Annotated in this window: 20 protein-coding genes; 17 read left to right on the forward strand and 3 right to left on the reverse strand. The window is 61.6% G+C overall.

From position 1 onward, the window contains the following. Window positions 1–11 precede the first annotated feature (11 nt). From R1W00_RS10075 to gatC, 3 genes are read right to left on the reverse strand one after another with little or no spacing between them, the layout of a single operon-like run. Window positions 12–632 (reverse strand): hypothetical protein, encoded by a 621-nt coding sequence (locus tag R1W00_RS10075; RefSeq protein WP_317262610.1) that lies wholly within the window; start codon window positions 630–632, stop codon window positions 12–14. Between the two features lie 33 nt (window positions 633–665). Beyond that, on the reverse strand, window positions 666–2,147 hold the full coding sequence (gene gatA / locus R1W00_RS10080) for an Asp-tRNA(Asn)/Glu-tRNA(Gln) amidotransferase subunit GatA (RefSeq protein WP_317262611.1): 1,482 nt from the start codon (window positions 2,145–2,147) through the stop codon (window positions 666–668). After that, window positions 2,147–2,434 (reverse strand): Asp-tRNA(Asn)/Glu-tRNA(Gln) amidotransferase subunit GatC, encoded by a 288-nt coding sequence (gene gatC, locus R1W00_RS10085; RefSeq protein ID WP_317262612.1) that lies wholly within the window; start codon window positions 2,432–2,434, stop codon window positions 2,147–2,149. The genes gatA and gatC overlap by 1 nt, the downstream gene beginning before the upstream one ends. 174 nt (window positions 2,435–2,608) lie before the next feature. Between gatC and R1W00_RS10090 the strand changes: the two genes are divergently transcribed. From R1W00_RS10090 to R1W00_RS10170, 17 genes are all read left to right on the forward strand, one after another. Further along, a complete protein-coding gene (locus R1W00_RS10090; protein WP_317262613.1) occupies window positions 2,609–3,301 on the forward strand; it encodes a metal-dependent hydrolase in 693 nt (230 codons plus the stop codon). Window positions 3,302–3,600: 299 nt separating this feature from the next. Further along, window positions 3,601–5,121, forward strand: a complete 1,521-nt coding sequence (locus R1W00_RS10095) for a class I adenylate-forming enzyme family protein (RefSeq protein WP_317262614.1) — start codon at window positions 3,601–3,603, stop codon at window positions 5,119–5,121. A 34-nt stretch (window positions 5,122–5,155) separates the two neighbouring features. After that, window positions 5,156–6,205 carry a TRAP transporter substrate-binding protein gene (locus tag R1W00_RS10100; protein ID WP_317262615.1) on the forward strand — a complete coding sequence of 350 codons (1,050 nt, stop codon included), beginning with the start codon at window positions 5,156–5,158 and terminating at the stop codon, window positions 6,203–6,205. Window positions 6,206–6,226: 21 nt separating this feature from the next. Further along, entirely contained in the window at window positions 6,227–6,706 is a 480-nt protein-coding gene (locus R1W00_RS10105) for a TRAP transporter small permease (RefSeq protein ID WP_317262616.1), read from the forward strand. Then, on the forward strand, window positions 6,703–7,992 hold the full coding sequence (locus R1W00_RS10110) for a TRAP transporter large permease (protein WP_317262617.1): 1,290 nt from the start codon (window positions 6,703–6,705) through the stop codon (window positions 7,990–7,992). Before R1W00_RS10105 ends, R1W00_RS10110 begins: the two co-directional genes overlap by 4 nt. 9 nt (window positions 7,993–8,001) lie before the next feature. After that, a complete protein-coding gene (locus R1W00_RS10115; RefSeq protein ID WP_317262618.1) occupies window positions 8,002–8,829 on the forward strand; it encodes an alpha/beta hydrolase in 828 nt (275 codons plus the stop codon). Then, a complete protein-coding gene (locus R1W00_RS10120) occupies window positions 8,826–9,083 on the forward strand; it encodes a hypothetical protein (protein ID WP_317262619.1) in 258 nt (85 codons plus the stop codon). The genes R1W00_RS10115 and R1W00_RS10120 overlap by 4 nt, the downstream gene beginning before the upstream one ends. Continuing rightward, window positions 9,084–9,917, forward strand: coding sequence for a hypothetical protein (locus R1W00_RS10125; protein ID WP_317262620.1), 834 nt, complete (start codon window positions 9,084–9,086; stop codon window positions 9,915–9,917). After that, complete coding sequence (locus tag R1W00_RS10130; protein WP_317262621.1) at window positions 9,914–10,243, forward strand: Rieske (2Fe-2S) protein; 330 nt, start codon at window positions 9,914–9,916, stop codon at window positions 10,241–10,243. Before R1W00_RS10125 ends, R1W00_RS10130 begins: the two co-directional genes overlap by 4 nt. A 37-nt stretch (window positions 10,244–10,280) precedes the next feature. Further along, window positions 10,281–11,639 carry an aromatic ring-hydroxylating oxygenase subunit alpha gene (locus R1W00_RS10135; RefSeq protein WP_317262622.1) on the forward strand — a complete coding sequence of 453 codons (1,359 nt, stop codon included), beginning with the start codon at window positions 10,281–10,283 and terminating at the stop codon, window positions 11,637–11,639. Window positions 11,640–11,644: 5 nt separating this feature from the next. Continuing rightward, window positions 11,645–12,202 (forward strand): 3-phenylpropionate/cinnamic acid dioxygenase subunit beta, encoded by a 558-nt coding sequence (locus R1W00_RS10140; RefSeq protein ID WP_317262623.1) that lies wholly within the window; start codon window positions 11,645–11,647, stop codon window positions 12,200–12,202. Further along, entirely contained in the window at window positions 12,202–13,002 is an 801-nt protein-coding gene (gene hcaB / locus R1W00_RS10145) for a 3-(cis-5,6-dihydroxycyclohexa-1,3-dien-1-yl)propanoate dehydrogenase (protein ID WP_317262624.1), read from the forward strand. Before R1W00_RS10140 ends, hcaB begins: the two co-directional genes overlap by 1 nt. After that, window positions 12,999–13,967 carry a nitronate monooxygenase gene (locus tag R1W00_RS10150; RefSeq protein ID WP_317262625.1) on the forward strand — a complete coding sequence of 323 codons (969 nt, stop codon included), beginning with the start codon at window positions 12,999–13,001 and terminating at the stop codon, window positions 13,965–13,967. Before hcaB ends, R1W00_RS10150 begins: the two co-directional genes overlap by 4 nt. After that, window positions 13,964–14,734, forward strand: a complete 771-nt coding sequence (locus tag R1W00_RS10155) for a 2-keto-4-pentenoate hydratase (protein ID WP_317262626.1) — start codon at window positions 13,964–13,966, stop codon at window positions 14,732–14,734. Before R1W00_RS10150 ends, R1W00_RS10155 begins: the two co-directional genes overlap by 4 nt. Before the next feature lie 3 nt (window positions 14,735–14,737). Further along, window positions 14,738–15,682: an acetaldehyde dehydrogenase (acetylating) gene (locus tag R1W00_RS10160; RefSeq protein WP_317262627.1), complete on the forward strand. Its 945-nt coding sequence runs from the start codon at window positions 14,738–14,740 to the stop codon at window positions 15,680–15,682. A 1-nt stretch (window position 15,683) separates the two neighbouring features. Continuing rightward, window positions 15,684–16,703: a 4-hydroxy-2-oxovalerate aldolase gene (dmpG, locus tag R1W00_RS10165; protein WP_317262628.1), complete on the forward strand. Its 1,020-nt coding sequence runs from the start codon at window positions 15,684–15,686 to the stop codon at window positions 16,701–16,703. Between the two features lie 101 nt (window positions 16,704–16,804). Continuing rightward, window positions 16,805–18,007: an NAD(P)/FAD-dependent oxidoreductase gene (locus R1W00_RS10170; protein WP_317262629.1), complete on the forward strand. Its 1,203-nt coding sequence runs from the start codon at window positions 16,805–16,807 to the stop codon at window positions 18,005–18,007. The last annotated feature ends 48 nt before the right edge of the window (window positions 18,008–18,055 follow it).

Below are 18,055 nucleotides of genomic sequence, written 5' to 3' on the forward strand. Positions count from 1 at the left end.
AGTGCGGCGGGCTAGTTCGCGGCAATATTACGAAACGGCGTCGGGTCCCAGTAACAGGCGAACCCGTCCCCATCGGGGTCCAGACGTTTCGGATCACGCTCGGGCCCACCCGAGGCCAGAAACGCCTCTTGCGCCAGATCTGACGAGCCATAGCGCGCACAGTTGCGGGCCAGACCCTCGGCGGTGGTGTTCCCGCTGCGCCGATATACAGATTCCCCGACGGCGTTCGTCGATTGCAGGGCGTAGGTCACGATATTCGGCGCACCATCGTCCACGCGTTCTGGCACGGCGGTGGGTTCGATGAACTCATAAACCTCACGCTGCGCCTCGATACGGGCGGCGTCGCTCTGGATGCTTTCACGCTCGGACACGGCGGCAAAGGACTGTTCATCGGAAATGCCGGGGTTGTTGGTGGTGACCACCGTCTGATCCGGCACCGGATTGCCGTTTTCGTCCAGAACCGGCTCTGCCGCGGCCGCGTCATTCCCCGCCACGCCGGTCAGCTCGGCCTCACGCTGGGCCAGATAGGACGGATAACCGTCCTCAAACCCGACGCCCGCCGCAGAATCCGGAATTTCCGGATCACAGGCGGCAAGAACCAAACAGGGCACAGCAAGCAACGTCAGACGCATAGCATTTCCTCGTACGAGAGTATCCCCGCCGATTTACCACCATTTCGCGGGTTTGGAAACAAACCCGGCCGCGTTCTCAAGCGCATAGGCGGTATTCAGCAACTCATCCTCGCCCCACGGTTTGCCGATCAATTGCAGACCCATCGGCAGACCCTCTTGGGACATTTTCGTCGGCACCGAAATCCCCGGCAAACCGGCCATATTCACCGTCACGGTAAACACGTCCATCAGGTACATCTCGACCGGATCGGCCTCGGACATTTCACCCAGACCAAAGGCCGAGGACGGGGTCGCGGGCGTCAGGATCGCGTCGATACCCGAGGCAAACGCCTGTTCAAAGTCCTGCTTGATCAGGGTGCGGACCTTACGCGCGCGGTTGTAATATGCGTCATAAAAACCAGCGGACAGAACGTAGGTACCGACCATCACGCGGCGCTGAACCTCGTGACCGAACCCTTCGGCGCGGGTCTTTTCGTACATCTGAACGATGCCGTCCCCTTGGGCCAGTTGCGCGCGGTGGCCGTAACGCACACCGTCATAACGGGCGAGGTTCGACGAGGCCTCAGCCGGTGCAATCACATAATAGGCGGGCAGCGCGTATTTGGTGTGCGGCAACGAGATGTCGACCACTTCGGCACCGGCAGCGCGCAGCATTTCGGCCCCCTCTTGCCACTGCGCCTCGATCTCGGCGGGCATGCCATCGACGCGGTATTCACGCGGGATGCCGATCTTTTTACCTTTGATGTCGCCGGTCAGGGCGGCCTCAAGGTCAGGCAGCGGGAATTCGACGCTGGTCGAATCTTTGGGATCGTGGCTTGCCATGGTTTGCAGCATGATCGCCGCATCGCGCACGGTCTTGGTCATCGGACCCGCCTGATCCAGCGAGCTTGCGAACGCCACAACACCCCAGCGCGAGCAACGGCCATAGGTCGGCTTCAGGCCAACAATGCCGGTGAACGCGGCGGGCTGACGGATGGAACCACCGGTGTCGGTGCCGGTCGCGGCCAGACACAGATCGGCGGCCACAGCGGCGGCCGACCCACCGGACGAGCCACCGGGCGTCAGCAGACGGTCATCGATTTTCCACGGGTTCACGGCATTGCCATAGACCGAGGTCTCGTTCGAGCTGCCCATGGCGAATTCGTCCATGTTCAGCTTGCCCAGCATGATCGACCCGCTGTTCCACAGGTTCTGGGTCACGGTCGATTCATACTCGGGCTTGAACCCCTCAAGGATGCCACTGGCCGCTTGGCTGGGCACACCTTTGGTGCAGAACAGGTCCTTGATCCCCAAGGGAATGCCGCACATGTCGGGCGCATCACCGGCTTTGATGCGTGCATCGGCGGCGGCGGCCTGTTCCAGCGCGATCTCGGGCGTTTTGTGTACAAACGCGCCAAGGGCATCAGCGCCTTCAATCTCGGTCAGGCAGGCGTTGGTCAGTTCAACAGCCGTTACATCCCCTTTGCGCAGGGCGTCACGGGCGTCGGCAATCGTCAGTTTGGACAGTTCGGTCATTATTCAACCACCTTCGGCACAGCAAAGAACCCTTCGCGGGCATCGGGAGCGTTTTTCAGGACCTTGTCCTGCTGGTTGCCATCCGTCACCTCATCAACGCGACGTTTCAGGCGCATCGGCGTGACCGAGGTCATCGGCTCAACCCCGTCCACATCCACCTCGTTCAACTGCTCGACAAAGCCGAGGATCGCGTTGAATTCATCGGCCAGGGCCGGCAGGTCATCTTCGTTCACGGCAATGCGGGCCAGATGGGCCACGCGGCGCGCGGTATCAATGTCAATCGACATGGGCTTCTCCGTCCAAGAGGTTGCAAGGGGTTTAGCCCCGTGAACGCGCGCCTGCAAGCATCCGAACGGCAAAGTTTGCACAACAAACCGCCGATCCGCCCCCTACACCGAAATTTCACCTGACAGCGCGCGGTACAGCGGACAATCTGGGGAAAACTTTGACAGGGGAACCTCATGAAACTGATTTGGTTGGGCCACTCGGGCTTTCGTCTGGAAATCGCGGATCAGGTGTTGCTGATCGACCCGTGGATGACGGGCAATCCGATGTTTCCGGCGGATCAACGCGCCGCGGCAATCGAGGGCGCAACGGCGATCCTGTTGTCACACGGGCATGGCGATCACGCGGGTGATGCGATGAACACGGCCAAAGAGTTGGGCATTCCGGTTCTGTGCATCCATGAGTTATCCAAGCTGCTGGGCGCAGCGGGGACCGAGGTCGTCGGCTTTGGCAAGGGCGGCACGGTTTCGGTGGGCGATGTGCAGGTCAGCATGGTGCAGGCCGTCCACAGTTCATCCGTCGATTACCTAGAAGAACGCCCGATCTATGCCGGTGGCGAGGCGGGGTTCATCATCCGCGGCGAGGGGCATTCGATCTATTTCAGCGGCGACACCGATGTGATGATGGATATGGACATCATCGCCGACCGCTATCGCCCCGATATCGGTATCCTCTGCGCGGGCGGGCATTTCACTATGGACATGGCGGGCGCGGCCTATGCCGCCAACCGGTTCTTTGATTTTGACGTGGTGATCCCGTGTCACTATCGCACCTTCCCCCTGCTGGCCCAATCGGCGGAGGAACTGATCAGCAGCCTGAAAAAGGGCCGCGTGATTGAGCCCGAGGTGATGGTCGCCATCGACCTCTGATCGACAGGACGGGGTGCGGATCATCACCGCGCCTCGTCGATTCGGACCGCCGTGCAATCACGCGGAACAGGGGTGACCAAAACATACCATCGCGTATGTTTTGGCTAACAGCACCCTATGTTTTCGCACAGCGAAGAGCGGATTTTCCGCCTTGCCCCACCGAGGCCATCCCAAAATACACATTTGTTTTCAATATTTTACAGCACCCCCTTCTGATCCAATCAAAACAATACCCTAAAGTATTGACGAATACGCCGTTGGCTGACTACTGTCTCGTGGGAACAGGGAGGACGATCAGAATGACATCACTGCGTTTGCTTGATTGGCGCAGCACCGACGCGGCTGGCAGCATCGTCGAGGTATTCGAAACCCGCGCCGCCGCGCACCCCGAACGCCTGATGATCCGCGACACGCATCTGTCGGTCACTTGGGGCGATATGGCCAAGGCCCTGCGCGGCTTTGCCGGTGCCTATGGCGATCAGGTCCACGACCGCGACGTTGCGATTTTCATGAGCAACGGTGTCGATTTCTTCACAACATACCTTTCGGTACTTTTTTGCGGCGGCCGCCCTGCCCTGTTCAATGCCGCTATGCCCCGCCAGTCGGGCGCGAAACTGATGGACGACCTCAAACCCGCGCTGGTCTTTGCCGATCACGCGCTGGAGTTCCAACCCGACGCGGTTCAGGTCACGGCGGATGTCATCACCGGATGGGTTCAAAACCCCGCAGACGTCGAAAACCGCTGTACCACCGGCACGGCGCCCTCGACCTATTTCTATTCCGGCGGCACGACGGGCATCCCGAAACGGATCCTGTATACCCAAGAACAAGTGGTCAAAGCAGGCGCGCGGATGCAATTCGGCTGGCCCCTGCAAGAGGCCGAGGTGTTCCTGCTGATCGCGCCGTTCAGCCATATCTACGGCTTTCTCGCGGGGATTTGCCTGCCGCTGCAATGCGGTGGCACGGCGATCATCCCCGAACGCTTTCACCCCGCCGATGTGATCGACCTGATCGAGGGCGAAAAGGTCACCGTTCTGGGTGGCGGCCCGCCCGCGATCTATCAGGCCATCATGGCCGCCCCCGACATTGCCACCCGCGACATCAGCGCCCTGCGCGTCTGTCCGGGTGGCGGCGCGGGCTTTCCTGCCGAGGTGCACAAACGTTGGCACGAGATGACCGGCCTGCGCATCTATGAGGGTTACGGCATGACCGAAGGCGCGCCGATTGCGGTCAACACCGACGCGCACGGGATGAAGGTCGGCACGGTCGGGCGCGCGGTGCCGGATGTGTCCATCGAAATCGTAGACGTGGAAACCGGCACCAAACAGATGCCCACCGGCGAGGCAGGCGAAATCCGCATCCGTGGGCCGCATATGATGACCGGCTATTGCAACAATGCCGAGGAAACCGCGTTGGTCCTGCGCGACGGGTGGATTCACACCGGCGACATCGGGACGCTGGACGACGAGGGCTTTCTGACCATCACCGACCGGAAAAAGGACATGATCCTGCACAAGGGGTTCAACGTTTTCCCGCGTGAGGTCGAAGAGGCGTTGATCTCGCATCCCGCCGTCACCGCCGTAAGTGTCGTCGGCGCCAAGGACGAACGCGCCGGTGAAATCGTAGTCGCCTATGTCACCGTGAAGCCCGGCCAATCGCCATCCGATCAGGACCTGCACGACGCCTGTGCGCAGTATCTGGTGCGCTACAAAATGCCGGAACGCATTGAAATCATGGACGCTCTGCCGCTGACGCCTGCGGGCAAGGTGGATCGCATGGCCCTCAAGGCCCGCGCCAACCAGAGCCCCGTCATCGCCTAAATCACGTCATCAGTGTTAAAGGGAGGACATTTATATGTCGCACTGGACATCTACCCGCCGCGCAGCCCTGCGTGGTCTCTTGGCCTCGGCCGCGATCGTTACCGCCGGCCTGCCCGCCATGGCCGAGGACAGCTTGGTCCTGAACTATAACCAATGGTTCCCGAACGGGCATTGGTCTCAGGCCGAGGGCCTGCACAAATGGTTCGCCGAGATCGAAGAGGTCACCGAGGGCCGGGTTAAGGTTCAGGCCTCGGCCAAACCTCTGGCCCCGCCGAACCGCAACTATCAGGCTGTTCTGGATGGGGTCGCTGACATCGCATGGGGTCCGCATGGCTATACCCCCGGTGTATTCCCGCTGACCGAGATGGCCGAACTGCCCTTTATCACCGAGGACGCGGGCGTCTCGTCCAAGGCGTTCTGGCGTCTGTGGAAAGAGCATTTCGAACCCACCGGCATGCAATCGGATGTGGTCACACTGGCCATGCACGTCACGGCGGGCGGCAACATTTCGATGCGCGACGAGCCTGTCACCTCGATGGAGGAATTCCGCGGCAAGAAAATCCGCGTCCCCACGCCGGTCGTCGGTCGCGTTCTGCAGGAACAGGGCGTTGTGCCCGTGTCGGGGTCGCTGACCGAACTGCGCGAGATGCTGTCGCGCGGGATCGTGGACGGGACCGTGATTTCGGATGAGCTGGTCACCGGATTTAAGGTCGATGACGATGTTCATGCTGTCACGAACATACCCGGCGGTATCTTTTCCAACACCGCCTTTGTCATCATGAACAAGGACAAGTGGGATCAGATCAGCCCCGACGACCAAGCCGCGATCATGGCGATCTCGGGCGAGGCTCTGAGCGAGAAGATGGGGTCGCTTTGGCAGTCGAATGACCTGATCGCACGCGAGATGTTCAAGGAACGTCTGGGCGAGAACTATGTCACCGCCTCCGACGCGTTCATGGCCGAAATCGCCGAGGCCTTCTCCGGCGAACTGGACGCGTGGAAGGCCACGGCGGCCGACCTTGGCGTCGATGGCGCCGCTGCGGTCGAGTTCTACCAGACCCAGATCCAAGAGCTGAGCAACTAAGCAATGCGTCTTCATTCGATAATGAAGTTTCTCCAATGGCCCTTCCGCGTGATCGCGGAAGTGGCTTTGGTGGGATTGGTCGTGATCACGGCCATAGACGTTCTGGGGCGGGTCCTGTTTTCCAGCCCCCTTGGCTTTGCCTATGAACTGATCGGCGTTTTGCTGGGCGTGGCGGTCTATTCGGGCCTGATCGGGATGAACTGGACGCGCGAGCATGTGCGCATCGACCTGATCGCCAAGCAACTGCGCGCCTTTCCACGGTTCAACCGCCTGCGCGCCTATTTTGTCTGGCTGTTGGAACTGACTTTTTTCACCATCGTCGCGATCTATGTGGCCCGTCAGGCAACACAGCTTCAGCGCTGGCATGAAACGTTCATGTTCCTGCCGTCGGAAAAATGGCTGCCGCTGGCGGTGTTCGCGGTTTTTGCCGCACTGGCCGCGATTTGCACGCTTCTCTCTGTTTTTACCGCACCCAAGTCGGGTGACGAGGATCTGAAATGATTGTCACACTGGCATTTGTCGCCCTGATGGTGCTGTTGTTCCTGCGCACGCCGATTGCGGTTGCAACCGGTTTGGTCGGGCTGGCCGGTCTGGCCTATTTCCAAGGCTGGGCTGCCGCGTTTTCGCAGGTCGGCATCATCGCATCCGAAACCGTTCTGACCTATGAATTCGCGGTCATTCCCCTGTTCATCGTGATGGGCGCGTTCATCGCGCATTCCGGCATTGCCGAGGAACTGTTCCGCGCGTGCTATGCCTTGGTCGGGCATTGGCGCGGGGGTCTGGCCCTGTCGACCATCGTGGCCTGCGGCGGCTTTGGCGCGGTGTCGGGATCGTCCCTTGCGACGGCGGCTACCATGTCGCGCATCGCCTATCCGCAGATGAAGCAATACGGCTACAAGACCTCGCTTGCCACCGGATCGATTGCGGCGGGTGGGACGCTGGGCATTCTGATCCCGCCGTCAATCGCCTTGGTGTTTTACGGCATCATGACCGAAACCGACATTGGCGCGCTGTTCATGGCGGGGATCGTGCCGGGCATTCTGGGGATGTTCCTTTATGCGGCGGCGGTGTTCTGGACCGCATTGCGCGACCCGAACGCGGGTCCGGCCGGCGCGAAAATGTCGGCCTCCGAACGCCTCAAGGCCCTCAGCGGCGTCTGGTCCGTGATCCTGTTGTTCGGGATCGTTATGGGCGGCATTTACGGCGGCATCTTTTCCCCGACCGAGAGCGCGGGCATCGGCGCGTTTGGCGCGCTGGTGATTGCCGCGATGCGAGGACGCCTGACCTATGACATGCTCAAGACGTCCCTCGCGGACGGGATTTCGACCACGGTCGCCCTGATGATGATCCTGATCGGCAGCTTTCTGTTCGCCAATTTCGTCAACGTCGCCCGCCTGCCCCAAGCCCTTGTAAGCAGTATCGAATCCGCCGCCGTGCCGCCGATGCTGGTGATCTTTCTGATCATCCTGATCTACGTCGTACTGGGCTGTGTTCTGGAAAGCATCTCGATGATGTTGCTGACGGTGCCGGTGTTCTATCCGCTGATCGTATCGCTGGGCTTTGACCCGATCTGGTTCGGCGTGCTGGTCGTCGTTGTCGTGGAAATCAGCCTGATCACGCCCCCCATCGGCCTGAACGTGTTCATTTTGAACGCCGTTCTGCGCGATGTCGAATTGACCGACATTTTCCGCGGGGTCGTGCCCTTTATCGTCGCCGACGTCGCGCGGGTTCTGCTTGTCGTGTTCATTCCGGCGATCTCTCTCACTCTGCCTTATCTTCTGAACTAGGAGGCCCCCATGCTTGATACAGAAGTGCAAAATCTGACCATCACCGCCGCCGAGCACCAGACCAATGTGCACCGCGCGGGCAGTGGCGCGCCTGTGGCCCTATTGCACGGGTCCGGCGCGGGCGTGTCGGCCTGGGCCAACTGGCGCAAGGTGATCGGCCCCCTGTCGGAAAACTTTGACATCATCGCCCCCGACATCGCGGGATTTGGCGCGACCGAACTCAAGGCCGACACCAAATACAACATCATGCTGTGGGTCGAGCATTTCGTCGCCATTCTTGACGCGCTGGAGATCGAGAAAATCTCGGTCGTGGGCAACTCGTTCGGCGGGGCCTTGGGCCTGATGACGGCGATCAACCACCCCGAACGCATCGACCGTCTGGTCCTGCTTGGCACGCCCTGTGGCCGCTTCCCGCAAACCGCCGGCCTGAAGGCACAGGGCGATTTCGATGGCACGATGGACTCGATGCGCCACGCCATCAGCTTTTTCCCCTATGACGACAGCATCATCACCGAGGATCTGATCCAAGCCCGGTTCGAGGCGGCAACGCGCGACGGCGCCCTTGAGGCGTTCCGCAAGCTGATGCCCAAACCCGAGGGCGAAAATCCCGAGGTCCGTGGCATCCCCGAAAAGATGCTGCGCACCGTCAAGCACAAGACCCTGATCCTGCATGGCCGCGAGGACCGTGTGGTCCCTTATGAGCGAGCCTTGGACATGCATCAGTGGCTGGAAAACTCGGACCTGCACTCCTTTGGGAAATGCGGCCACTGGGTGCAAATCGAACGCGAGGCCGAGTTCCTGAAACTGGTCCGCGACTTTATGGGAGGCAAAGCATGAGCCGCAACACGCTGGAAAAGGTGCTGTACGATCTGTCGACCTCGGGCGCGAACAAGAAAAAGTTCGCCGAGGACCCCGACAAGTTCCTCAGCCGCTATCAACTATCCGATGACGAACGCGCCCTGATCCGCGACTATAAGGTGCGCGATCTGGCCGACCTTGGCGTCAACACCATGCTGACGTGGGGGTTCTGGCTGCAGGCGGGAAAATCCAACCGCGACTATCTGAAAATCATGAAACGCGAGGAGGCATAAATGGCCCGTATTGTTGGGGGCTTTGTCGCCCCGCATAACCCCGTCATGTACTTTAATCCCCAAGGCGCGACACAGGAACAATCCGATGCGTGCTATGGGGCCTATGCCGCCATGGCCGACCGCATCAAAGAGCTGGAGGCCGACGCCGCCATCGTGATTGGCTGTGATCATTACATACTTTTTGGTACTGAATGTTTGCCCCCCTATGTGATCTCGACGGGTGAGATCGAGGGACCCGTGGATCAACTGCCGGGCCTCAAGCGTAAACCGCTGCTGTCGCACGGCGCCTTGGGCGCGCATATCGCCGCCGAGGGTAGTCGCACAGGGTTCGATTGGACCGTCGGTCGGGCGTTGAACGTCGATCATTCGGTTGCCGTGCCCCATCACCTGATGCTGGAACCCACCGGCAAGGACATCCCGATCGTCGCGGTCATGTTGGCCTGTGGCGTGGACCCCTATCTGCCGATGGCGCGGGCATGGGCGCTTGGCGAACATATCGCCGATGCCGTGGCCAGCTTTCCCGGCGACGAGCGTATCGTCGTGATCGGGTCGGGCGGCATTTCGCACCACGTCGGGGATGAACGCATGGGCGAGGTGAACCCCGCCTTTGACCAAAAGGTTCTGGATATCGTCACCCGTGGCGACAAGGACGCGATGCTGGCCCTGACGGATGAGGAAATCCTGCGCGATGGCGGCAATGGCGCAATGGAAATCCGCACCTTTGCCTGCGCGATGGCCGCAACCCGCGCCGCCGGTGGCCGCGTGGTCGGATATGAGCCGGTCGAGGGCTGGGTCACCGGCATGGGCTTTGCCGAACTGGAGGTCGCAGCATGATGATCGAACTCTGCCCCAGCGCCGAAATCGCCGAAGGCGAGATCAAGCGCGTCGATGTCGAGGGCCTGCCCGCCGTGGCCATCGCCCGTCACGAAGGTGCGCTTTACGTCTTTCCCGACCGTTGCCCCCACGCCGACGAGAGCCTCGCCGAAGGCTGGCTTGAGGATGGGCGCGTGATCTGTGGCGTGCATTTCGCCGAATTCGATCTGGACACCGGCGAGGTGCACAACCCGCCCGTCGGCTGTCCCAACCTGTCGTTTTTTAAATGCGAGGACCGCGACGGAACGGTCTTTGCCCTGCTGACCGGAGACAATGCCAATGTGTGAAGGTGACTGCAAAGGCGCCGCAAAAGGCCGCCCGAACATGAAGCCGGTCTACCCCAAGGCCGGTAGCTATCCCGATTTCGCCAAACTGGTGGACCGCGAGAACGCACAGGTCGACCGCCGCGTCTTTACCGACGAAGAGGTCTATCAGGCCGAGTTGCGCCAGATCTTTGCCCGCTCGTGGCTGTTTCTGGCCCATGAAAGCCAGATCCCCAATCCGGGCGATTTCGTGCGCACCTCGATGGGCGAAGACGACGTCATCGTCGTGCGTCAGCGCGACGGCTCGATCAACGCGTTCCTGAACTCGTGCCCGCACCGTGGCAACCGCGTCTGCATGGTGGACGCCGGTAAAAAGGCCCGTGGGTTCATCTGCAACTATCACGGCTGGTCCTTTGGCATCGACGGTGCGCTGCGCGGCACCGATGGCAAGGTCTATGAAAAGGACGAAACCTTCGAAAAGGCACAGATCGGCCTGACGCCGGTGGCCCAAGTCGACAGCTACAAGGGCCTGATCTTTGGCACCTTCGACCCCGATGCGGTCTCGCTGCTCGAATTCTTTGGCGACTTTACCTATTACCTCGACATCATGCTGGACAATGATGAGGGCGGCACCGAATTCATCGGCGGCGCGATCAAGTCCGAGATCGACTGTAACTGGAAATTCCCTGCCGAGAACTTTGTCGGCGACATCCTGCACGCGTTCTGGACCCACCAATCGGGCGCACAGGCGATCCTTGGGGGCGGTGTCGATCTGGGCAAACGCTATGACGAGCTGGCGTTTCAGGCCTCGATCTATGGCCACGGGATCGAAACCAACCTCGACAAGGTCGGCAACACCCGCACGCTGGGCTATCCCGATCTGGTCGATTACGCGTTCGACCTGTCGGAAAAGGCCAAGGACCGTCTGGGCGACATCCGCGCCCGCGCGATCGGGGCGGTATCGTCCTGTACCGTGTTTCCGAACTTTTCCTTCCTGCCGGGTCAGAACACCTTTCGCGTCTGGCACCCGCGCGGTCCGGGCAAAATCGAACTGGTGGTGTGGACGCTGGTCAACAAAAACGCGCCCGATCACATCAAGGAACAATACCGCAAGGGCGTGATGATGACCTTTTCGCCGGGCGGTGTGTTCGAAATGGATGACGGCGAGAACTGGGAATACTCGACCCGCGTGAACCAAGGCTTCGTCACCCGTCAACAGCCGCTGCACTATGCGCTGGGGATTGAAAGCGCGGATATGGAGCGCGACCTGCCGGGCCATATCCACAAGGGATCCCTGAACGATGCGAACCAACGTCTGTTCTATACCCGCTGGGCCGAGTTCATGGAGCACGACAACTGGACCGACCTGCAAAACGGTGCGACCGCCGCGCCGAAAAAACCCGCAACTGCAGCAGAGTAAGACCCATGTTGGATATTCTCGACATTTCCAAACCCTTTGCCGATATGGATCACCCTGTCGACATCGAAACCGAACGGGCGATCACGCGGTGGCTGCACGCCGAGGTGCGGTATCTCGACGCCGAGCGTTATCAGGAGTGGCTGAACGATTTCATCGACCCCGAAATCCATTACTGGATGCCGGACATGGAAACGCGTCGCCGCGACGATCCGCGCGGGATGTTTGCCTATGGTGAATCCGCCTATTTCGATGACACGTGGTCCGAGCTGAACATCCGCGTCAAACGCTATAACGAACCCTCGGCATGGGCGGACAACCCGCAGACGCGCCATCTGCACCAGATTTCGAACATCGAAATCAATGCAACCGACGACCCCAGCCTGTTTGCGGTGCATTCCGCGTTCACCAATGTGCGCAACCGCAACGAGGCCGATCAGGACATCATCCACGGTCGCCGCGAGGATGTCTTGCGCGCGGTCGATGGTGCCTATCGCCTGCTGCGCCGTCGGGTGTTCATCGTGCAGAACGTCCTGCTGTCCAAAAACCTGAATACGTTCTTCTGATGGGACGTCTGGATGGATATGCCGCCCTTGTGACGGGCGGGGGCAAGGGGATCGGACGCGCCGTCGTCGACCGGTTCGTAGCCGAGGGCGCGCGCGTCTGTGTTCTGGTGCGCGCGCAGGCCGATCTGGACGATCTGGTGGCCACGCATGGCGATCTGGTCACCGGCGTGATCGGGGATGTGCGCAACTGGGACGACAATGTCGCAGCCGTCGCCCAAACCGTGAACCGGTTCGGCAAGCTGGACGTGCTGGTTCCCAATGCGGGCGTCTATGATTTCTCGGACCCGTTCGAGAGCATTCAGGGCGCCGACATGACCGAACGCTATCGCCAGTTGTTCGATGTGAACGTGCTGGGCTATCTGCTTGCCGCGCGGGCGGCGGTGGATGAGTTGCGCAAGGCAGAGGGGTCCATCGTGTTCACCCTGTCCTCGTCGTCCTATTACGCGGGCGGCGGCGGCACCCTGTATGTCAGTTCCAAACACGCCCTCGTCGGCACCGTGCGCCAGTTGGCCTATGAGCTGGCCCCCGAAATCCGCGTCAATGCGGTCGCACCGGGGGGGACGCGCACGGGTCTGGGCGGGCTGCCCGGGGATGAACGCGCCTTGGCCGATCTCGACGGGTTCGAGGCCATGGTCGCACGCAACGTGCCTTTGGGCTTTCTCTCGGAGCCCGAAGATCACGCCGGTCTCTACGTCACGCTGGCCAGCCGCAGCGAAAGCCGCTTTGTCACCTCGGAAATCATCCGCTCGGACGGCGGCATTCAGGTCCGTGGCCGCAGCAGAAAGAAAACAAAGACATGACAGTAAAAGACAAAGTAACCGCCCTGAAATCGCGCCTGCGGATGCCGGTCGTGGCCGCGCCGATGTTTCTGGTGTCAGGCCCCGACATGGTCATCGCCGCCGCCAAGGCGGGGATCATGGGGGCCTTTCCCGGCCCCAACGGGCGCAGTATCGACGATCTGCGTGCGTGGTTTGAAACCATTGCCGACGCGCTGGGGACGGATCGTTTGCCCTTTGCGTTCAACATGATCACCCACACTAGCTATGGCCGTTTTGATGAGGAACTGGCGCTGGTTTCCGAGTTCAAGCCCGAGATCGTGATCACCGCCCTTGGCGGTCCGCATCGCGTGACCGAGGCCGTGCATGCCTATGGCGGGATGGTCTTTGCCGACGTCAACAGCCCGACCTATGCCCGCAAGGCCATTGAAAAAGGCGCGGATGGTCTGGTTCTGGTCTGCTCCGGCGCGGGTGGTCACACAGGTCAATATGCCCTTGGTCCGTTTCTGGATGAGGTGCGGGGCTTTTTCGACGGTCCGATCGCGGTCGGTGGCGGGATTTCCACCGGTCAGGCGGTTCTGGCCGTCGAAACCTTGGGTGCGGATTTCGCCTATGTCGGCACGCGCTTCCTTGGCGCCGCCGAAAGCATGATCGGCCAAGGTTACCGCGACATGGTGATCGACAGCGGGATTGAGGATCTGATCGCGTCCAAGGCAATCACCGGCGCGCTTGGCAACTGGATGAAAGCGTCGGTTGCCGCCGCGGGTCTGGACCTGAACGACATGAAGGCCGAGGCCAAGATCGACTTTTCCGGCGACATGCATTCGGGCGCAAAGGCGTGGAAAACCGTCTGGAGCGCGGGTCAGGGCGTGGGCCACATCCACCAGATCGAACCCATGGCCCAGATCGTCAACCGCATGGCCGCTGAATACGACGCCGCGCTGGCCAAACTGGCCGCCCGCACCCAGAAACAAGGAGAACCGGCATGACACTGGACACGATTGCCACGTCGCTGCGCACGGCCGAGGCCAACAGCACCCCGATCGCGCCGATCCGTGACCAGATCACATCGGCCGCCGATGCCTATGCCATTCAGGACATCAACACCGAGGCGCGCCTTGCCGCCGGTGGTCGTCTGGTCGGGCGCAAGATCGGTCTGACCAACCCCGCCGTTCAGGCGCAGTTGGGCGTCGATCAACCCGATTACGGCATGCTGTTTGCCGATATGGACCTGCCCCACAACGGGGAACTGACATGGAACGAGGGCGCCCAATGGAAGGCCGAGGCCGAACTGGCCTTTGTCATGGGCCGCGAGTTGACCAATCCCGATTGCACCATGGCCGAGGCCATGCGCGCCGTCGAATACGTGGTGCCCGCGATTGAAATCGTCGGCTCGCGCATTGCCAACTGGGACATCCGGTTCGTGGACACGGTGGCCGACAACGCCTCCTCGGCGTTTTTCACGCTGGGAGCCTCGGCGCGCAAATTGACCGACGCGAACCTGCTGGATTGCCGCATGGAAATGCGCAGCGGCGCTGAGGTCGTGTCCCAAGGGTCGGGCCGCGCCTGTCTGGGATCGCCCCTGAACGCGCTGGTCTGGCTGGCGCGGGTGATGGCCGATGTGGGCCGTCCCCTTGGCGAGGGCGACGTGGTTCTGTCGGGCGCCCTAGGTCCCATGGTCGCGGCGGAACGCGGCGCGGGCTTCGTCGCCAGTATCGAAGGCTTTGGCGAAACCGCTATCCGGTTCGGAGAATAACCCATGGAAAAAATCAAATGTGCGATCATCGGCTCGGGCAATATCGGCACCGACCTGATGATCAAGATCATGCGCACCTCGGACGTTCTGGCGATGGGCGCAATGGTGGGGATCGACCCCAAATCCGACGGTCTGGCGCGCGCGGCCCGTCTGGGCGTTGCCACTACGCATGAGGGTCTGGAAGGGCTGCGTGCCCTGCCCGAATACGCCGACATCCGTATCGTCTTCGACGCGACCTCGGCAGGCGCGCACAAACGCCATTCCGAGGCCTTGATCGCGGATGGCAAACAGGTGATCGACCTGACCCCCGCCGCGATTGGGCCGTTCACCGTGCCCTCGGTCAACATCGACGCCCATCTGGCCGAGATGAACGTGAACATGGTCACCTGCGGCGGTCAGGCCACAATCCCTATGGTCGCCGCAGTCAACCGCGTGGCCAAGGTGCATTACGGCGAAATTGTCGCGTCGATCTCGTCGAAATCGGCGGGCCCCGGCACGCGGGCCAACATAGATGAATTCACCGAAACCACCGCCCACGCGATCCAAGAGGTCGGCGGCGCAACACGCGGCAAGGCGATCATCATCCTGAACCCCGCCGAGCCGCCCCTGATAATGCGCGACACGGTCTATTGCCTGTGCGAGGACGCCGATCCCGAGGCGATCCGCGCCTCGATCAAGGAAATGGAAAAAGAGGTACAGGGCTATGTCCCGGGCTATCGCCTGAAACAAGAGGTGCAGGTCGAGCGCGTCGGCGACAACGCCCCCCTTGTGATCCCCGAAATGGGCGGCGCGTTCACGGGCCTCAAGGTCACTGTGTTCCTCGAGGTCGAGGGCGCGGCGCATTACCTGCCGGCCTATGCGGGCAACCTCGACATCATGACCAGCGCGGCCCTGCGCACCGCAGAGCGGCTGGCGATCAAACGCAACTGGGTGCAGGAGGCCGCCTGAGATGGAAAAGATCTATATCCAAGACGTCACCCTGCGTGACGGGATGCACGCCGTGCGCCACCAGTACGATCTGGGCCATGTGCGCGCGATTGCACAGGCGCTTGACGAGGCGGGGGTCGATGCGATTGAGGTCGCCCATGGCGATGGCATCACCGGTTCAACCTTTAACTACGGGTTTGGCAAATGCACCGATGAGTCATGGATCGCCGAGGCCGCCAAGGTCATCAAGACCGCGAAACTGACCACACTGTTGTTGCCCGGGATCGGCACGATTGAGGACCTCAAGCGCGTGCGCGATCAGGGGGTTCAATCGGTCCGCGTCGCGACCCATTGCACCGAGGCCGACGTTGCCGCCCAACATATCGCGGCGGCCAAGGACATGGGCATGGACGTGTCGGGCTTTTTGATGATGTCGCACATGAACACGCCCGACGGCCTCAGCGAACAGGCCAAGCTGATGGAAAGCTATGGCGCAGATTGCGTCTATTGCACCGACAGCGGTGGTCGCCTAACGATGCAGGACGTCGAGGCGCGCATCGCCGCCTTCCAAAGCACCCTGCAACCGACCACGCAGATCGGCGCGCATATGCACGAGAACCTGTCGCTATCGGTCGCGAACTCGGTCGTGGCGGTGAAAAAGGGCGCCTATCGCGTCGATGCCTCTTTGGCCGGTATGGGCGCGGGCGCGGGCAACACCCCGATTGAAGCCTTTGTCGCCGTCGCCGACCTCTATGGGTTCAAGCACAACTGCGACCTGTTCAAACTACAGGACGCCGCCGAGGATCTGGTGCGCCCGTTGCAGGACCGTCCGGTGCGGGTTGATCGCGAGACCATGACGCTTGGCTATGCGGGGGTCTATTCGTCCTTCCTGCGCCATGCCGAACGCGCGGCCGAGATGCACGGCCTGGATACGCGCGAAATCCTTGTCGAACTGGGTACGCGTAAAATGGTCGGCGGTCAGGAAGACATGATCGTCGACGTCGCCTTGGATCTGGTGCGCCGCAAAGAGCAAGCCGCCTAAGCGCCACCCGATAACATCAACGCGGGCGGGGAACCGGTTGGACCGTCTCCTCTCTTTGGGTCAATCGTGCCCGCCCGCGTCCTTATTTGAGGAACCTGAATATGAAGAACATCGTCATCCTTGGCGCAGGACAGGCCGGTGCGGGCGCGGCGCTCAAGCTGCGGGAACTGGGGTTTGCGGGCAAGATCACCTTGCTGGGCGATGAGGCCTATGCGCCCTATGAACGCCCTGAGCTATCCAAGGCCTATGCCCTTGGCAAGATGGCGTTTTCCGCCCTGACCATCCTGACGCCCGAGGATGCGGCGGACAAGGGGATCGACATGGTTCTGGGCGTGGGCGCAACGGCGATCAACCGCGCGGCCCGCACCGTTGAAACGCCGGTTGGCGATTTTGCCTATGACGCGCTGATCCTTGCGACGGGGGGCACCGCGCGCCGCCTGCCCCTGCCGCGATCTTTACGCGCGCGCACCTATGCGATCCGCACCCGCGACGACGCCGATGCGCTGCGCGACAAGCTGCCCCTCTCGCGGTCGGTTGCGGTGATCGGCGGCGGCTGGCTGGGGACCGAAGTCGCCATTACCGCGCGCGGGCTGTGCCCCGATGTCCATTTGATTGAGGCCGCCGATCGCCTATGCGCCCGCGTTGCGCCGCAATGGCTGTCCGATCGTTTGCACGACTGTCAGGGTGAGGCGGGCGTCACCCTGCATCTGGGGTCCATGCCGACGTTTGACGAGGACGGCCTCACCATCAACGGCACCCGCGTCACCCCCGACCTGATCATCGAGGCGATCGGGATGCGCGCCAATGACGATCTGGCCGTGGCCGCGGGGATCGAGTGTGACGACGGTATTCTGGTGGAAAACGGATGCCAGAGCAGCGATCCGGCGATCTTTGCCATTGGGGATTGCGCCCGCGTGCGCGGTGGCCAACGTCGCGAAAGCTGGCAACACGCCAACCAATCCGCCGAGGATGTCGCGCGCCTGTTGGTGAATGCGTCCAAACGCACCCCCGAGGCCGATTGGTTCTGGAGCAGTCAGGGCCCCCACAAAATCCAGATGGTGGGCGATTGCCCCGATACCGCCGAGCAATGGGAACGCCGTGGCCCGCGCGGATGCAGCCGCCTGTACCTCAAAGGTGCGCGCCTGATCGGCTGTATCGCGATGGACAACCCGCGCGACATCGCCGACGCGCGCCGGATCATCGTCGCGAACCAGTCTTTGGATCAGACCAAGGCGGCGGACGCCAAAACGCCCCTGTCCAAATGCATCGCGGACGCGCGCGAGACCCTGCGCTTGCCGCACTAGATTCACCGTCACATCCGCGCAGATCGCAGTAACCTAAGGTATGGAGAC

This window comes from Rhodovulum sp. FJ3 (assembly GCF_032918305.1).
In the GTDB taxonomy this organism is placed as follows: domain Bacteria; phylum Pseudomonadota; class Alphaproteobacteria; order Rhodobacterales; family Rhodobacteraceae; genus SAT37.

Coding starts and splice junctions, on each gene's coding strand:
- R1W00_RS10105 (WP_317262616.1), top strand. CDS start 6,227: ATGAAGTTTCTCCAATGGCCCTTCCGCGTGATCGCGGAAGTGGCTTTG.
- gatC (WP_317262612.1), bottom strand. CDS start 2,434: ATGTCGATTGACATTGATACCGCGCGCCGCGTGGCCCATCTGGCCCGC.
- R1W00_RS10130 (WP_317262621.1), top strand. CDS start 9,914: ATGATGATCGAACTCTGCCCCAGCGCCGAAATCGCCGAAGGCGAGATC.
- R1W00_RS10090 (WP_317262613.1), top strand. CDS start 2,609: ATGAAACTGATTTGGTTGGGCCACTCGGGCTTTCGTCTGGAAATCGCG.
- R1W00_RS10110 (WP_317262617.1), top strand. CDS start 6,703: ATGATTGTCACACTGGCATTTGTCGCCCTGATGGTGCTGTTGTTCCTG.
- R1W00_RS10100 (WP_317262615.1), top strand. CDS start 5,156: ATGTCGCACTGGACATCTACCCGCCGCGCAGCCCTGCGTGGTCTCTTG.
- R1W00_RS10095 (WP_317262614.1), top strand. CDS start 3,601: ATGACATCACTGCGTTTGCTTGATTGGCGCAGCACCGACGCGGCTGGC.
- R1W00_RS10160 (WP_317262627.1), top strand. CDS start 14,738: ATGGAAAAAATCAAATGTGCGATCATCGGCTCGGGCAATATCGGCACC.
- gatA (WP_317262611.1), bottom strand. CDS start 2,147: ATGACCGAACTGTCCAAACTGACGATTGCCGACGCCCGTGACGCCCTG.
- R1W00_RS10140 (WP_317262623.1), top strand. CDS start 11,645: ATGTTGGATATTCTCGACATTTCCAAACCCTTTGCCGATATGGATCAC.
- hcaB (WP_317262624.1), top strand. CDS start 12,202: ATGGGACGTCTGGATGGATATGCCGCCCTTGTGACGGGCGGGGGCAAG.
- R1W00_RS10135 (WP_317262622.1), top strand. CDS start 10,281: ATGAAGCCGGTCTACCCCAAGGCCGGTAGCTATCCCGATTTCGCCAAA.
- dmpG (WP_317262628.1), top strand. CDS start 15,684: ATGGAAAAGATCTATATCCAAGACGTCACCCTGCGTGACGGGATGCAC.
- R1W00_RS10120 (WP_317262619.1), top strand. CDS start 8,826: ATGAGCCGCAACACGCTGGAAAAGGTGCTGTACGATCTGTCGACCTCG.
- R1W00_RS10115 (WP_317262618.1), top strand. CDS start 8,002: ATGCTTGATACAGAAGTGCAAAATCTGACCATCACCGCCGCCGAGCAC.
- R1W00_RS10125 (WP_317262620.1), top strand. CDS start 9,084: ATGGCCCGTATTGTTGGGGGCTTTGTCGCCCCGCATAACCCCGTCATG.
- R1W00_RS10150 (WP_317262625.1), top strand. CDS start 12,999: ATGACAGTAAAAGACAAAGTAACCGCCCTGAAATCGCGCCTGCGGATG.
- R1W00_RS10075 (WP_317262610.1), bottom strand. CDS start 632: ATGCGTCTGACGTTGCTTGCTGTGCCCTGTTTGGTTCTTGCCGCCTGT.
- R1W00_RS10155 (WP_317262626.1), top strand. CDS start 13,964: ATGACACTGGACACGATTGCCACGTCGCTGCGCACGGCCGAGGCCAAC.
- R1W00_RS10170 (WP_317262629.1), top strand. CDS start 16,805: ATGAAGAACATCGTCATCCTTGGCGCAGGACAGGCCGGTGCGGGCGCG.